Source organism: Cellulosimicrobium sp. BMG9.23, from assembly GCF_059159985.1.
Genome location: NZ_JBZGBZ010000009.1, coordinates 258,716 through 274,066 on the forward strand (window position 1 = coordinate 258,716; position 15,351 = coordinate 274,066).

Here is a 15,351-nt window from a genome sequence, read left to right on the forward strand (position 1 = left end):
GCACAGGGTGAAATCCGCGCGGGTGCGGTCTGCGAGCGGGTGAAGCGGGGCCGGAAGCGTGGGAGGGGACGGGCACTGCCCCGACAATGAGGAGAACCACGCACAGGTCCCACGGTCCGGGACGACGGCAGGGCGACGAACGACGATCGATCGGAGACACGGGTGCCGCGACTGACGCTGGCGACCATCGCGGTGGGGGTCCCGATGGGACAGCAGGTCTACGAGCGTGAGGTGTCGCGCCGCGCTGGGTCCGCCCTCGGGCCGGACGTGGACGTGTCGCGCTCGGTGACGCGCTCGCTGCGCTCGCCGCTGCCCGGCACCGCGCGGGTCCCCCACTGGGTGCTGCGCGAGGCACCTGCGGGCGTCCGACGCGCGGTCGGTGCGCTCATGTACCCCGGCGCGGACGCCGTGCACCGGATGGGGCTGTCGCTCCCTCCGGCGCGCGTCCCCGAGATCGTCACCGTGCACGACACCGTCGCCTGGCGCTTCCCCGACGAGTCGCCGCCCGAGCCGTTCGCCGCGCAGGAGACGCAGAGGGCACGGGCGGTGATCTCCGGATCCCGCTTCGCCGCCGACGACGTGGCCGAGCGGCTGGGTCTCGACCATGTGCACGTCGTCCACCACGGCGTCGAGCAGCGGTTCTTCGACGCCGCCCCGCTCTCGGGCGAGGCGCTCCGTGACCTCGGCGTCGACGGGCCGTACGTCCTGCACGCCGGCGGGTCGTCGATCCGCAAGAACCTCGAAGGTCTCGCGGCCGCGTGGCCGCTCGTGAGGTCGGCACGTCCGGAGATCTCGCTCGTGCTCAGCGGGCCGCCGACCGCGAAGAGGGACCGGCTCTTCGGCGCGCTCGACGGGGCGGTGCGCGTCGGGCTCGTGCCGGACGCCCTCGTTCCGGGGCTCGTCGCCGGGGCGCGCGCCGTCGTGGTCCCGTCGCTCTACGAGGGGTTCGGTCTGCCGGTGCTGGAAGCCATGGCCGCGGGCGTGCCGGTGGTGGCCGCGGCCCGTTCGTCGCTGCCCGAGGTGTGCGGCGACGCGGGCATCCTCGTGGAGCCCGACGGTGCGGCGCTCGCCGAGGGAGTCGTGCACGCGCTCGAGGGCGGCTCGGACGTCACGGCCGGGGTGGTGAGGGGCCGCGAGCGCGCGGGAGGCTTCACGTGGGAGGCCAGCGCCGCCGCGCACGCCGCGCTGTGGCGCGACGTCCTGACCGGGCGCTCATGAAGGTGACGACGCAGCGGCCCGGTTCCGAGGAGGAGCCGGCAGGAACGACGCTCTCCCGCGGTCAGCTGCAGCGGTTGGCCATCCGCGGCGCGTACTGGACGCTCGTGCACACCGCCGTCTCGATGCCCCTCGCGTTCGTGGTGAACATCATCCTGGCGCGGGTCCTCGGGGTCGAGGACTACGGGCGGCTGGCCTACCTCACCTCGATCCTGGCCATCGTCAGCAGCCTCCTCTCGATGGGCGTCGGCACCGGAGTCGTGCAGTTCGGGTCCAAGGCGCACGCGGCCGGTCGGCAGGACGAGGTCGAGGACCTGCTGTCGACGTCGCAGGCGATCCGGCTGCTCGTCGCAGCCCCGGTGCTGACCCTCGTGGTCGTCAGCCTGGTCGACGTCGGGCCGGCGATGATGGCGATCGCTGTCGTGTTCGGCATCCTCCTGCCCTCCGTCTTCGGCAGCGCCCTCTACTGCTTCGGGATCGAGAACAAGACGGCGCAGGGCGCGAAGAACGCGATGCTGGTCAACGCGCTGACGCAGGCCCTCGTGCTGGTCGCGCTCTTCACGGTCCGGACCGCGGACGCCGTGTGGGTCGCGCGTCTCGCCGTGGGCGGCGTCGGCGTCCTCCTCGCGCTGTTCTACGTCGCGCCCGCCTATCGCCGTGCTGCGCTCAGACCGCGGCTGCGCCGCCTGCCCGCGGGGTTCTGGAGGTTCGCGATCCCCGCGGGGCTCGCCACCGCGACGGCGACCATGCTCTCCTCACGGATCGAGGTCGTGGTCCTGACGTGGATGTCGGAGCCGGAGGCGGCGGGCGTCTACGCCCTGGCGTTCGGTCTCGCCGTCCACCTGTTCAGCCCGGCGCAGGCCCTCGTCGGGCCGCTCGTCCCGGCGGTGTCGGGCCTGCACGAGGTGGACCGCTCGTCGGTCGGCCGCGCGCTGTCCCGCACGTTGCGGGCCTCCTCGACGGTGATGGCCCTCATCCTGGCCGCGGCGATGCCTCTGCTCGCCTTCCTCGTGCCGGTCCTGTACGGCGAGGAGTACGCCGGCGTCCCGGAGGTCCTCCTGGTCCTGGGTGTCTCCGGGGGCCTCATGGTGATCGTCAGCCCCGTCAAGGCGTTCGTCATGGCGCGTCTCTCCGGGATGCGGCTGCTGGTCGTCAACCTGTGCGCCCTCGTGGTCAACGTCGCGCTGATGGTCACGCTGATCCCGGTCCTCGGGGTGTGGGCGGCCGTGCTCGGAAACATCGCCGCCGCGCTGACCCAGGCCGTCACGCTCCTCGTGAGCGAGAGCCGCTCGTTCGACGTCCCGGCGCCCGAGGTGCTGCGCTCGGTCCTCCCGTTCGTCCTCGGGTGCCTCGCCGGAGGCGGAAGCTGGTACGCGACGTCTTTGCTCGGGCTCGCGAGCGTCCCGTCCGCCGCGATCGCCGCCGCCGTGGGGCTGTGCGCCCTGGTGCTGCTGCTCCAGCTCACCCGTACCGGACTGACCCGCGAGGACACCACAGCCATCACGGCGTCGGTGCCGCGGGCGGTCCGCAGGATCGCCGGACCCGCGCTGCGGCTGTGCACGGTGACCCGCTGACCCGCTGACCCGCTCGCCGGGCTACGGGTGACGGAGGGTGCTCAGACCCGCGTCGGCGACAGGAGGGAACGGATCCCCCCGCCGACGAGGTCACGGCCCAGCGCGACGACCTCGTCCACCCTGCCGAAGATGAAGTCCATGGCGTCCGCGTCCGACAGCTGCTCCACGACGCGGGCGACGACCCCGTGGCGACGAGACGCGAGATCGTCCGCCGAGACGAGGAGGGGTGATGCGTCGAGCTGGGAGTAGAGCTCTTCGCGCTTGTCGCGGCGCGCACCCTCCGACCCCGAGTTCACGCTCCAGATCTTGCGTGGCCGGTCGACGACGCAGACCGCGGGGACGCCGAGCCGCCAGGCGTTGACGGCGAGGTGGTAGGTGTCGGTCAGGATGACCTCGCAGGCCGAGACGCGCGCGATCAGCTCGTCGAACGGGACGGGAGTGGTCATGCCCGTGTCGTTGCCGGCGAGCACGTCCCTCGCCTGACGCAGCCGGGTGGGCACCGCGGTCGCGCTCCCCTCGCGCTCCAGCGCTGGCCAGGCCAGCCGGAAGCGACGGCGGTCGGCCATGGGCCAGAACGAGGGTTCGTCGCCCCAGGGGATCCACTGGGGCCGCAGGTCGAGCGATGCGGACAGCCGCTTCCCGAGCCCCGCGACCATCTCGGGCGCCATGGCCGAGCGGCCGAAGAAGACGCCGAGACGGCCGGAGGACGGAGGTCGTGCTCCCGCCGGCAGCAGGAACGCGGCGTCGACCCCCTTGGCGGACCGGCCGCCGTTGGCGCCCGCCAGCTGCGCGATCCACGCCGAGTAGGTGTCGCGGAACCACGCACGGTGCACGCGCCCGACGAACGAGCGCAGGGCGTCCCCGTAGGGGCTGCGGTAGTCGTCGGACGTGTTGAAGTTCAGGGTGGTCCCGAACGACATCACGCGAGACATCACGTCGTCCGGCTGCCCCTCCAGGAGCAGCGTCCGATAGACGAGGTCGCGAGCCTCCGCCTCCGAGCAGACGCCCATCGTCGAGACGAGCGTGTCGACGTTGGCCTGGAGGTAGAAGGCCATGTGCATGAAGTCGCCCCAGTACACCACCGCGTCGGCGGCCAGGAACTCGTCCAGGCGCCCCCGCAGGTTGCGATACACGAGGCCCGTGCTGTGGTCCGCGAACGAACCGTCGTCCGTGAGGGACGTCCCCCCGGCGGGCGTCCTCCACTCGCTCTGGTCCCAGAGCCGCCAGTACACGACGTCGTCGAGCCCGAGAGACCTCGACATCGCCTCGAACCCCAGGTCGACCGTCGTCATCCCGGCGTTGCCCGCACCCGGGGGTGCGCACAGCACGTGGACCTTCTTGGACCTGGCGTCCCCGGGAAGCTGATCTGCCCGAAGGTCGGCGGCCGTCGGGTCGTCGAGGGCCGCGGCGGGCGCGGTATTCCCGGGTGCATCAGGCATGCGCCCATTATTCGGGTTTCCGCAGGCCGCACCTACGGCCGCGGAGAATGTTCACCCGCTGAGGTGGTCCCCGCGCCCTCCTGCGGGCGGTTGACTTGCTCCGTGAACGTCCACGGCACACCGCCCGCGCGGCGGGAGGTCCACGTCCTCACGCCCGGGGACCACTACTCGCCGCGCACCGGTTCGGCCGTCCCCACCGTGGTGCACGGACTGGCGTCCGCGGCCGAGCGGCGGCCCACGGTGCTCGTCGCGCGGGGGACCTACCCCGACCGGTACCCGAGCGCGGACATCGCGGAGTACGCGCCCGCCGCACCCACCGGCCGCGCGTGGCGCTACGCGGACGCCGGCCTCGGGGCCCTGGGCCTGCCGAGGCTCGGCACGCGACGCCCGCTGCGCGCGGCGCTCGCCGGTCAGGCCGGCTGGGTACCGTCCGTCGTCGTGGCGCACAACGCACCGCAGCTCGTGCCCCTCGTCGACCGCCGGCACGCGCCGGTCCTGTACGCGCACAACGACCTGCTGCGCAGCTACTCGACGGCGGAGACCCGGCGGACGCTGGACCGTGCCGCGGCGATCGTGTGCGTGAGCACGTTCCTCGCGGAGCGCGTCCGCGCCCAGGTCGGTCCGGGACTCGCGGACCGGGTCGTGGTCGTGCGCAACGGGGTCGACGTCGAGCAGTTCCGCCCGCGCGGGACCGAGCGCGACGACGGCGTGCTCCGCGTGCTGTTCATCGGGAGGGTCGTGCCGGAGAAAGGCGCCCACGTCCTCGTGGAAGCGCTCGCCCTGCTCGACCGGCCCGACGTCCACGCGACCGTCGTCGGGTCGCAGGGGTTCGACGCCGCGGCGTCCCCGTCCGCGTACGAGCAGCGTCTCCGCACCCGTGCGGCCACCCTCGGGGACCGCGTGACGTTCCTGCCGTTCCAGGAGCGCCCACGGGTGGCCGAGCTCCTGCGGGACACCGACGTCGTCGTGGTCCCCTCCGTGTGGGACGAGCCCAGCGGGCTCACGGTGCTCGAGGGCATGGCGTCCGGTGCGGCGGTCGTCGCGAGCGCCGTCGGTGGCATCCCCGAGCTCGTCGGCGACGCGGCGACGCTCGTCCCACCAGGCGACGCGACGTCGTTGGCCGAGGCGGTCGAGCTTCTCGCGACGGACGGCGCGGAGCTCGCACGCCGACGGTCAGTCGCTCGACGACACGCGGAAGGCAGCTCCTGGCGTCGGGCCCGGGCGGATCTCGACGCCGTGCTCGCGGCGGTCGACTAGGTCGGACAGCCAGATCACCCGGGCCGGACGTCGCCTCTCGTCAGTACGGTCGGCGCCCCGTCTCGTACGTCAGTCTCCCGCAGATTCCCACCACCGCAGGTGCCCCGCCGCCTCCGCCGCCGGCTCGAGCACCTCCCACGCCTCGACGATCCGGCCGTCGTCGAACCGCCAGATGTCCACCCCGGCGACCGCGGGCCCACCGGGAAGGCGGCGCACGGAGTGCATGACGACGTGGTCGCCGTCGGCCAGCAGGTGCTGGACGTCCACCTGCACGCCGCGGGCCTCGACCACCGTCTCGCGGACGGCGGCGACCCATTCCTGCCGGCCCCGCGACGTCCCGTCGGGCCGATGGTGCACGAAGCTCTCGTCGAGCACGGGCCCGAGCGCGCCGACGTCGCCCGACTCGAACACCTCCCCGAGCACCCGCCGCACGGTGTCCACGTTCGTCTCCCCGGCGCTGCCGGTGGTCGTGCCCTGTGTGGTCATGACGCCCACTGTTCCCCGGCCCCCGCCCCCTGTCGATGACATGGCATGTCATGGCGCACCGCGCCGGCACCGTCTAGCGTCGACGACCGTGCACACGGTCGGAGAGCTGTTGAGATCCTGGCGGCGCCGACGGCGCCTGAGCCAGCTGGACCTGGCCATCGCCGCCGACGTCTCGCCCCGGCACGTCAGCCTGGTCGAGACCGGCAGGTCCCACCCGAGCGCACCGATGATCCTGCGCCTCGCGGACCACCTCGACGTCCCGTTGCGCGACCGCAACCGCCTCCTGCTCGCCGCGGGCTTCGCCCCGCGCTTCCCGGAGCGCCCGCTCGACGACGACGAGCTGGCCGCGGCGCACCGCGCCGTGGCGCGGGTGATCCGCGCGCACGAGCCGTTCCCGGCGGTCGTCGTCGACGGCCGCTGGGACGTGATCATGACCAACCGGGCCGTCGAGCCGTTCTTCGCCCACGTCTCCCCCGACCTGCTGCGACCGCCCGTCAACCTGGTGCGCCTCGGCCTCGACCCACGCGGGCTGGCACCGCTGGTCGTCAACCTGGCGGACGTGCGGGCCATGTTCCGCGCCCGGATCGGGCGCCAGCTCGCCGCCGCGCCCGACCCCGCCCTCACGGCGCTCTACGAGGAGCTGCTCGGCCCGGGCGCCGAGGAGGGGACGGAGCCGTCGATCGAGTCCGACGTCGCGATCCCCATGCACCTGCGCGTGGACGGCCAGGACCTGCGGCTGTTCTCGACCATCACGACCTTCGGTTCGCCACGAGACGTCACCCTCGACGAGATCGCGGTCGAGATGTACTACCCGGCCGACCCGGAGAGCGCCGCGTACTTCCAGGCGGGAGACCCGCCCGAGGGAGGCCTGGCCAGCTAGCCCCAGAGTCGGTCGCCCGATCCGGCGGCTCCCACCGTCAGGATGCGCGCTCCCGTTGCTCGGACTGGGCCCGGCGCTCTCTGATCTCCGGTGCAGGTGCGACGACGACCGCCGCGGACGGCACGTCGGTGAAGACGACGGCGTTCGGCCCGATCTTCGCGTCGTCGCCCACCACCACCGGACCAGCCACGACGCAGCCGACGCCGAGCATGACCCGCCGACCGATGGTGGGGCCCTGGTCGCGGTACTTCGCGGGGTCGGTCGAGCGTGCTCCGAGCGTCACGCCGTGCCGGACGAGCGTGTCGTCGCCGATCGTCGCCCACGGGTGCACGACGACCCCGTGCTGGTGGGCGAAGCGCACCCGCCGGCCGAGTCGTACGGTGCTCGGCAGCTCGATGCCGAAAGCGTTGCGCACCAGGACGAACGCCAGGTTGTGCAGCGCGAGCACCACCCTCCGGACGGCACCGGGCAACGGCGCGACCGCTGCCCACGCACCCAGGCGGTGCGTCGCGACGGCGTAGAACCCCGGCGTGAGGAACCCGTCGCTGTTGACGACGTGGTCCTCGCGGACGAGTCGTAGCAGACCGCCGAAGGTCGTGGGCAGGGAGTCGTCGTCGACCACGTCAGCAGGCATGTGCCCTCCTGGTGCTGTACGGACGGTGGGGCGAGGTGACGTCAGGGTATGGGAGTCGGTGGGCTCGGCGGAGGGAGCGAGCGGGCGAACTTGCGCCGGACGGCGAATTCACCCGTCCGGGCCCCGGTCACGCGGGACGACACCTGTTTAATGCTCAGTGACCGACACGACCGTTCCGCCGCTCCGGCGTCGCGACACCGAGGAGTCGCCATGAGGGCTCATGCACCCAGGGCATCCGCGCGAGAAGGGGCTCGGCCGTGATCGTCGCGCCGGACCAGCCGCTTCCCGAGCACCTGCACGCCGACGTCTGCGTCGTGGGAGGCGGGGTCGCAGGGATCACGATCGCGCGGGAGCTCGTCGGCTCCGGGCTCACGGTCCTCCTCGTCGACGAGGGCGGGCTGGAGCCCGCGGCGAGCGACCGCTCCGTCTACGAGCTCGTGCCCGGCCCGGTGGTGACCCTCGGCCGCGCCTCCGGCAAGTCCTTCTATCTCGGCGGCAACAGCAACCACTGGTTCGGCAACTGCCGACCGCTGGAGGACATCGACTTCCGACGGCGGGAGTGGATACCCCACAGCGGGTGGCCGATCGCCGGCGACGAGCTCGACGGCTTCTACGCGCGCGCGCAGCGCATGGCCGGGCTCGGCGACGTCGACCTCTACGACGTCGAGGTCACCCGTCGGTGCTTGCCGCCGGGCGCTCGGACGCTCGACACGACGGCGCTGCGCACTCGCGTCGTCCAGACGACGCCCGAGTTCAGCTTCGCCGCCCTGCACGCGAGCGCGCTGGGCTCGGCCCCGAACGTCACCGTCCTGCTCGGTTGCCACGCCACGGCCGTCGTCGGCGCCGGTGACGACGGCGTCGGGCAGATCGATGTCACGCGCGTCGACGGGACGCGGCGGTCGATCACGGCCGACCGGTTCGTCCTCGCGACGGGCGGGATCGAGAACGCCCGGCTGCTGCTCGCGTCGGACGACGTGCTGACGCAGATGCCACCGGCGTCGGCGGACAATGTCGGCAGGTATTTCCAAGAGCACTGGTACTACTCGATCGCGACCTCGTTGACGCACCGTGGCGCGCGCAGGCGCGGTCGGCCGCTCCGTCTGTACGACGGCGGTGCCGGCGACCGGGTCACCGCGGTGCGAGAGGCGCGGCAGCACATCGACGGCGCGCACGTCTGGGCGCAGCTCAGCGTCGCGGACGACGTGGTGCAGCGGTTCCAGCTCCCCGGGCTGGCGGTGTGGCTGTCCTCGAGCGCCACACCGCCGGCGGGGGTCAGCGCGTTCAAGGCTGCCCTGAAGAACGGGCCGCGCGCGGGTTCGCTGGCGCGGGCGCTGGCCCGTCTCTTGCGGCACCCGGTGCTGAACGCCGAGTACGTCCTGCGCAAGCTCGTCGCGGCGGATCGCCCCTCTCGGCGCCTGACCCTCATCGCGCAGGTGGAGCAGGTCCCGGACCGTCAGAACCGCGTCGTGCTCTCGGGCGCGACGGACGCGTTCGGCACGCCGACGGCAGAGATCCGTGTCCGCCTCGCCCCGGAGGAGCGTCGCCGGCACGCTCGCGCGCTGCTTCTCGCCGCGCGCGATCTGCGGCTCGACGGGCGTGCCCTCGCCCGGCAGATGGAGGAGAAGTACCGCGCCGGCGATTTCGGCTACTTCTGGCACCACATCGGCACCACCCGGATGGCAGACGACCCGGCCGAGGGCGTCGTGGACCGGGACGGCAAGGTCCACGGCGTCGACAACCTGTTCGTCGCAGGGTCGTCGACCTTCCCGACGAGCGGCACGGCGGGACCGACCCTCACCATCGTCGCCCTCGCCATCCGGCTCGCCGACCACCTCCTGGAGACGACTGCGCGAGCCACGTCGCGGCGACCTGACGCGACCGAGGACCGTGCGACTTCACCCGTGCATTCCCTGGACGCGGACCGACGACGTCACGAGGATTGAGGTCGACGGACCGTCATCCGGTCCTGGCACGCCGACGCGGAGGGACCGATGGCTGCGACCTGGGAGCCCGCCGTGGTGCCTGTCGCACCGACGGCCGGGCGTCCCCCCGAGGCAGTCCGTCGCGGTCGAGCCGTCGGGCTCGACGTCCTTCGCGGTGTGGCGGTCTCGCTGGTCCTCCTCAACCACGCGTCGTCCGAGCTCGACGGTGCCGGCATGGTCGGCGTCACGATCTTCTTCACCCTGAGCGGCTACCTCATCACCGACGTCCTCGAACGCGGTCTCGACCGGTCCGGCACCCGCTACCTCGGCCGGTTCTACCTGCACCGTGCGCTGCGTCTCTTCCCGCCGCTGCTGCTCATGCTCGCCGTGTTCGCGGTGGTCGAGGCGACGCTCGCGCCGAGCGGCCAGCCCGAAGACCTGCCGGCCGGACTCCTCGTGGCACTGACGTACACGTCCAACCTCCCAGTGTTCGACATCCGGTTCGACGGCCTGTTCCACCTCTGGACGCTGGCCGTCGAGGAGCAGTTCTACGTGGTGTGGCCGTTCGTCGTGGCCTGGGTCGTGCACCGCTGGGGGCCGCGCAGGACCCTCACCTGGATCGGCTCGCTCGTCCTGGCTGCGGTGGTCGCCACCCTCGTCGTCACCTACCCCGACGCCTACAAGGTGTACACCCTCCCGACGTCGTGGACCCTCGCGCTGTTGACGGGTGCGGCGGTGTACTACGGACGCCATCACATCGACGCCTTCCTGGACCGGCACGCCGTCGTGTCGCGGGCGGCGACCGTGATCGCGGTCCTGGTGCTCGCGGCTCTGTCGTTCGTCGAGTCTCTCGGCAGCTACGCCGCGACCTACGTCGTCGGGGTTCCCGCCATCGCCCTGAGCAGCGGGCTCCTGGTGGCGCGGATGCGCCGGTGGGGGCGACGGAGCAGTGTCGTCATCCGGACGTTCGCCGCGCTCGGCACCATCTCCTACGCCGTCTACCTGTGGAACCTCCCGATGGTGACGTGGTTCGGCGATCCGACGTCGTTCCCGGCGAACATCCCGCCGATCGTCTGCACGATCGCTGCCGCGACGGCCAGCTGGTGGCTGGTCGAGCGGCCTGCACGCTCTCTGCGTGCGCGCCTGGACGCTCGCGCCCGGGCTCACGACCCCCGACCATCGACAGAAGGTGTGACGCGCCCATGACCGACCCGGCAGACATCCCCGTCGTCATCCTGTGCGGCGGCATGGGCACGCGGCTGCGCGAGGCGAGCGAGCGGCTGCCCAAGCCGCTCGTCGACATCGGCGGCCGACCCATCCTGTGGCACGTCATGAAGACGTACTCGCACTACGGCTTCCGGAAGTTCGTGCTGCTGCTCGGCTACAAGTCCGAGCTCATCAAGCAGTACTTCCTCAACTACCGCACGCTCACCGCCGACTTCACGCTCGACCTCGGTGCCGGTGAGCCGGCGGTCTTCCACACGAACGAGGTCGAGGACTGGTGCGTCACGTTCGCCGAGACGGGCCTCACGACCGCCACGGCCGCGCGCATCCACCGCGCCGCGCAGTACCTCGACGCGCCCCGGTTCGCCGTGACGTACGGCGACGGCATCGGTGACGTCCGCATCGACCAGCTCCTCGCCCAGCACGAGCGGTCCGGGGCGATCGGCACCGTGACCGGCGTCCACCCGAGCAGCCGCTACGGCGAGATGCACGTCGCCGGGGACACCGTGACGGAGTTCAACGAGAAGCCGACCCTGGCCACCGGCTGGGTCAACGGCGGGTTCTTCCTCTTCGAGCGCTCCTTCCTCGACGACTACCTCGTCGACGACCCGGACGAGATGCTCGAGCACCGGCCGCTGCAGAAGCTCGCGCGGGACGGGCAGCTCGGCGTGTTCGAGCACAACGGGTTCTGGATGGGGATGGACACCTTCCGTGACTGGACCGAGCTCAACCGTCGTTGGGACACCAACGACGCACCGTGGAAGATCTGGAGCTGACGTGAGACTCGAACCGACCGCGATCCAGGGTGTGACGATCGTCGAGCTCGACCTGCTGTCCGACGAGCGCGGGTTCTTCGCCCGTACCTTCGACGCCGAGGCCTTCGCGGCGGCCGGGCTCCCCTCGCAGGTCGCGCAGGCCAACGTGTCGTACAACCGCCTCGCCGGGACGGTCCGGGGGCTCCATCGGCAGACGCCGCCGCACGCCGAGGGCAAGCTCGTCCGCTGTGTCGCCGGTGCCGTCGCCGACGTCGCGGTCGACGTCCGGCCCGGGTCCCCGACGTTCGGACAGCACGTCCTCGTCGAGCTGTCGGCGGCGAACCGTCGGGCGCTGTTCGTCCCGCCCTATGTCGCGCACGGCTACCAGACGCTCACCGACGACGCCGAGGTCACGTACCAGGTGTCCGGGCCGTACGTGCCGGGATCCGAGGAGGGCTACCGGTTCGACGACCCGGCGTTCGGGATCCCGTGGCCCGCGGCGGTGACGGTCGTCTCCGCCAAGGACGCTGCCTGGCCGCTCATGTCCGACCGCGAGGAGGCCCGAGCATGACGATCACGACGGACGTCGGGCTCGCCCGGCGCGTGGCGGACGGGCGCCCGGTGCGGGTGGGCATCCTGGGCGCCGGCTTCATGGGCAAGGCCCTGATCCTGCAGATCATGGGCTCCACGCCGGGCATGACCGTCACCGCCGTGCACTGCCGCGACGTGGACAAGGCCCGTGCTGCCCTCACCTGGGCGGGGGTCGAGGACATCGACGTGGTCGGGACGGCACACGCCGTCGACGTGAGCGCTCGGTCGGGCCGCCTCGCTCTCACGCAGGACGTCGACGCACTGACGGCGGCCGACGAGGTGGACGTCGTGGTCGACGTCACCGGTGCGGTCGAGTTCGGCGCGCACGCGGCGCTGAGCGCGTTCGAGCACGGCAAGCACCTCGTCCTGATGAACGCGGAGCTCGACGCGACCGTCGGGTGGGAGCTCGCCTGCCGCGCCGCGTCCGCGGGCGTCGTCTACACGGGGTGCGACGGCGACCAGCCCGGTGTGCAGCTGAACCTCTACCGGTTCGTCGCGCGCAAGGGACTCACCCCGCTCGTGTGCGGCAACATCAAGGGTCTCCAGGACCGCTTCCGCAACCCCACGACGCAGCTGGGCTTCGCGCAGCGCTGGGGTCAGGACCCGCACATGGTCACGAGCTTCGCCGACGGCACGAAGGTCAACGTCGAGCAGGCCCTCGTCGCCAACGCGACCGGCATGTCCGTGCACCGCCGCGGCTTGCTCGGACGTGACCACCACGGTCATGTCGACGAGCTCACCACGATGTACGACGTCGACGAGCTGCGAGCCCTCGGTGGCGCCGTCGACTACGTCGTGGGCGCTCGACCCGGCCCGGGCGTGTTCGTGCTCGCGGCGATGGACGACCCGCGCCAGCAGCACTATCTCGACCTCTACAAGCTCGGGACGGGCCCGCTGTACTCGTTCTACGCGCCGTACCACCTGTGCCACTTCGAGGTGCCGGACACGATCGCGCGCGCCGCGCTGCTCGGCGAGACGACGCTCCACCCCGCGGGCCCGCCGACCGTCGAGGTGGTCACGGTCGCCAAGACGGACCTGCCCGCCGGCACGGTCCTGGACGCCCTGGGGGGCTACCACTACTACGGCGAGTGCGAGCGCGCGGACGTCACCGCGCGCGACACGCTGCTGCCCGTCGGCCTCGCCGAGGGATGCACGCTCCGTCGACCGGTGGCCCGGGACGGGGTCATCACGTACGCGGACGTCGCAGTCCCCACGGGTCGCCTGGCCGACACCCTGCGTGACGCCCAGGCTCGACGGCCGGCCGTGCCGGCCCTCGTCTGAGCCGCTGGTGCGGGACTACCGGCCGAGGACCGCGCGCCGCACGTCGCCCGCGACACCTCGCCACCGCGGCAGGACCCAGCTCGTCGTGACCGCGGCGAGCGACCGCGCCGTCTCACCGACCGGGAGGCCCGACGACGTCACCGCCGACCACAGCTCGCCCGCGAGCCGTGCGTGCGGGAAGTCGAACCGCACGTCCTTGCCCGGCGCGTGGAACTGGACCTGGCGCGCGCCCTGGGCCGAGAACTGCGTCGCGTGGCGACGCTGCAGGAAGAGCTGCTCCGGCACGAGGGCGAACCGGCCCCGGCACGCCATCTCGGTGAGGATGACGACGTCGTTGCCGATCGTCGGGCGGAAGCCGCGCGTCGTCCGCAGGACCTCGGTGCGGTAGAGCCCGAACACCAGGTGTGCCGCCTGGGCGCGGAGGAACTCCGTGATGCGCTCGTGCGGCGTCGTGCGGTCCCCGCGGAGCTCCGCATCGCCCAGGTCCTCGGTGATCTCGCCGTGCTCGTCGATGATCTGCGTGCGCGGGTACGCGAGCACCACCTCGGGACCACCGGCGTCCAGCGCCTCGACGCAGGTCTCGAGAAATCGCGGTCGAAGGAGGTCGTCGGCGGCCGCGAGCTTGACCATCTCGCCCCGGGCGTGCCGGATCGACTCGTTGAAGTTCCACAGCCCACCACCGTTCACGTCGTGGCGGACGTAGCGGATCCTGGGGTCGTCGGCCGCGTGCTGCCGGCAGATCTCGGACGTCGCGTCGGTCGAGGCGTTGTCGGAGACGACGATCTCGAGATCGCCGTACGTCTGCTCGCGTATCGAGTCGAGGGTCTGGTCCAGGAACCGCTCACCGTTGTAGACGGGGACGCAGACGCTCACCCGGGGGGCGGTCGGCGTCATGGGACAGACCTTCCGCGGGCGGCAGGGCGGCACCGAGGGCGCCGGCGGATGGTCACGCCGGCGTCTCCGTCTCGCCGCCCAGACGCAAGGTGCTCAGGTCGAGCCGGCCTGAGGCCGTCAGCTCCTCGATGCGCCGGAGCCGGACGAACCGCGGGCCCTCGAAGTCCTCGACCGTCAGGCCACGCTCGCCGGCGTGCGCCCAGATCTCCCGGATGCCGTCGGGCACCGTCCACCGCGGCTCGAAGGCCGGGAGCGTCTCGCGGACCTTGGTGAAGTCGACGCGGTAGTCGCGCTTGTCGGGACCGGCCCCCGCTGCGAACGACACGGGCGCCCCCGTGATCTCGCTGACCTGCTCCGCGATGGTCCGGACCTGGACGACGTCCTCGTCGCGACCCACGTTGAACGCCTGGTCGTGGACGGCGTCCGCCGGTGCCTCGAGCACCGCGAGGAACGCCCGGGCGATGTCCTCGACGTGGACGAGCGGCCGCCACGGCGACCCGTCGGACTGCAGCCGGACCTCGCCGCGGGTGAACGCCGTGCCGGTGAGGTTGTTGACGACGATGTCGGCCCGCAGTCGCGGCGACGACCCGTACGCCGTCGCGTTGCGGAGGTAGCTGGGCGAGAACGTGTCGTCGGCGAGCGCCGAGATGCCCTCCTCCGCCATGACCTTGCTCTCGCCGTACGGCGTGACCGGGTGGAACGCGCCGTCCTCGGCGACGGGCGCGTCGCCGCCCGCGCCGTACAGGGAGCACGACGACGAGAAGAGGAACCGCCCGACGCCCGCGGCCTTGGCGGTGCGCGCCATGTGCACCGCACCGTGCGCGTTCACCGCGTACGTCGCGTCGGGGTTGAGGTGGCCGAGCGGGTCGTTGGAGATCGCCGCGAGGTGCACCACGGCGTCGAACCCCTCGAGGTCCTGCGGCGTGACGTCGCGGATGTCCCCGGTGCGCTGCTCGTAGCCCGCGACGGGCGCCCCAAAGTCGCAGCCGTCGTACCAGCCGACGTCCAGCCCCACCACCTCGTGACCCGCTGCCTGGAAGAACGGCACGAGCACCGCCCCGACATACCCGCGGTCACCGTCGACGAGCACGCGCACGGCACTCCCCCTCATCTCGCTGCAGTCTTGCTGCCTCGCACTGGCAGGTCGGGACCGAACTTACTCAGCCTCGCCCGCGACGGAAGCCCCCGAGCGGGTGGAA

General features: G+C 72.2%; 14 protein-coding genes. 9 read left to right on the forward strand and 5 right to left on the reverse strand.

Features of this window, described 5'->3' with window-relative positions; all coding sequences use genetic code 11:
* Positions 1–204: 204 nt before the first annotated feature.
* Together AC4H2G_RS17325 and AC4H2G_RS17330 are read left to right on the forward strand one after the other, a co-directional pair.
* Positions 205–1,218: a glycosyltransferase gene (locus AC4H2G_RS17325; protein WP_494366970.1), complete on the forward strand. Its 1,014-nt coding sequence runs from the start codon at positions 205–207 to the stop codon at positions 1,216–1,218.
* A complete protein-coding gene (locus AC4H2G_RS17330) occupies positions 1,215–2,789 on the forward strand; it encodes an oligosaccharide flippase family protein (RefSeq protein ID WP_494366971.1) in 1,575 nt (524 codons plus the stop codon). Before AC4H2G_RS17325 ends, AC4H2G_RS17330 begins: the two co-directional genes overlap by 4 nt.
* A 41-nt stretch (positions 2,790–2,830) precedes the next feature.
* On the opposite strand, the gene AC4H2G_RS17335 is transcribed toward AC4H2G_RS17330, so the two are convergent.
* A complete protein-coding gene (locus AC4H2G_RS17335; protein ID WP_494366972.1) occupies positions 2,831–4,228 on the reverse strand; it encodes a hypothetical protein in 1,398 nt (465 codons plus the stop codon).
* Between the two features lie 102 nt (positions 4,229–4,330).
* Between AC4H2G_RS17335 and AC4H2G_RS17340 the strand changes: the two genes are divergently transcribed.
* Positions 4,331–5,485, forward strand: a complete 1,155-nt coding sequence (locus AC4H2G_RS17340) for a glycosyltransferase family 4 protein (RefSeq protein WP_494366973.1) — start codon at positions 4,331–4,333, stop codon at positions 5,483–5,485.
* A 69-nt stretch (positions 5,486–5,554) separates the two neighbouring features.
* Here AC4H2G_RS17340 and AC4H2G_RS17345 read toward each other — a convergent pair whose 3' ends face one another.
* Positions 5,555–5,971 carry a nuclear transport factor 2 family protein gene (locus AC4H2G_RS17345; protein ID WP_494366974.1) on the reverse strand — a complete coding sequence of 139 codons (417 nt, stop codon included), beginning with the start codon at positions 5,969–5,971 and terminating at the stop codon, positions 5,555–5,557.
* A gap of 88 nt (positions 5,972–6,059) precedes the next feature.
* Between AC4H2G_RS17345 and AC4H2G_RS17350 the strand changes: the two genes are divergently transcribed.
* On the forward strand, positions 6,060–6,851 hold the full coding sequence (locus tag AC4H2G_RS17350; protein ID WP_494366975.1) for an MmyB family transcriptional regulator: 792 nt from the start codon (positions 6,060–6,062) through the stop codon (positions 6,849–6,851).
* 37 nt (positions 6,852–6,888) lie between these two features.
* Here the strand turns inward: AC4H2G_RS17350 and AC4H2G_RS17355 are convergent, their stop codons facing one another.
* A complete protein-coding gene (locus AC4H2G_RS17355) occupies positions 6,889–7,485 on the reverse strand; it encodes a serine O-acetyltransferase (protein ID WP_494366976.1) in 597 nt (198 codons plus the stop codon).
* 257 nt (positions 7,486–7,742) lie between these two features.
* Between AC4H2G_RS17355 and AC4H2G_RS17360 the strand changes: the two genes are divergently transcribed.
* Genes AC4H2G_RS17360 through AC4H2G_RS17380 form a run of 5 tightly spaced genes read left to right on the forward strand, consistent with a single transcriptional unit; the run spans position 7,743 to position 13,258 of the window.
* The gene (locus AC4H2G_RS17360) at positions 7,743–9,428 is read left to right on the forward strand and encodes an FAD-dependent oxidoreductase (protein WP_494366977.1); all 1,686 of its coding nucleotides are present in this window, start codon (positions 7,743–7,745) and stop codon (positions 9,426–9,428) included.
* Positions 9,429–9,476: 48 nt separating this feature from the next.
* Positions 9,477–10,613: an acyltransferase family protein gene (locus AC4H2G_RS17365; protein WP_494366978.1), complete on the forward strand. Its 1,137-nt coding sequence runs from the start codon at positions 9,477–9,479 to the stop codon at positions 10,611–10,613.
* Positions 10,610–11,407, forward strand: a complete 798-nt coding sequence (locus AC4H2G_RS17370) for a glucose-1-phosphate cytidylyltransferase (protein WP_494366979.1) — start codon at positions 10,610–10,612, stop codon at positions 11,405–11,407. The genes AC4H2G_RS17365 and AC4H2G_RS17370 overlap by 4 nt, the downstream gene beginning before the upstream one ends.
* 1 nt (position 11,408) lies before the next feature.
* Complete coding sequence (rfbC, locus tag AC4H2G_RS17375) at positions 11,409–11,957, forward strand: dTDP-4-dehydrorhamnose 3,5-epimerase (protein WP_494366980.1); 549 nt, start codon at positions 11,409–11,411, stop codon at positions 11,955–11,957.
* A complete protein-coding gene (locus tag AC4H2G_RS17380) occupies positions 11,954–13,258 on the forward strand; it encodes an NAD(P)H-dependent oxidoreductase (RefSeq protein WP_494366981.1) in 1,305 nt (434 codons plus the stop codon). Before rfbC ends, AC4H2G_RS17380 begins: the two co-directional genes overlap by 4 nt.
* A 15-nt stretch (positions 13,259–13,273) precedes the next feature.
* Here AC4H2G_RS17380 and AC4H2G_RS17385 read toward each other — a convergent pair whose 3' ends face one another.
* Both AC4H2G_RS17385 and AC4H2G_RS17390 read right to left on the reverse strand, forming a co-directional pair.
* On the reverse strand, positions 13,274–14,152 hold the full coding sequence (locus AC4H2G_RS17385; RefSeq protein ID WP_494366982.1) for a glycosyltransferase family 2 protein: 879 nt from the start codon (positions 14,150–14,152) through the stop codon (positions 13,274–13,276).
* Positions 14,153–14,204: 52 nt separating this feature from the next.
* Positions 14,205–15,263, reverse strand: coding sequence for an NAD-dependent epimerase/dehydratase family protein (locus AC4H2G_RS17390; RefSeq protein WP_494366983.1), 1,059 nt, complete (start codon positions 15,261–15,263; stop codon positions 14,205–14,207).
* Positions 15,264–15,351: the final 88 nt, after the last annotated feature.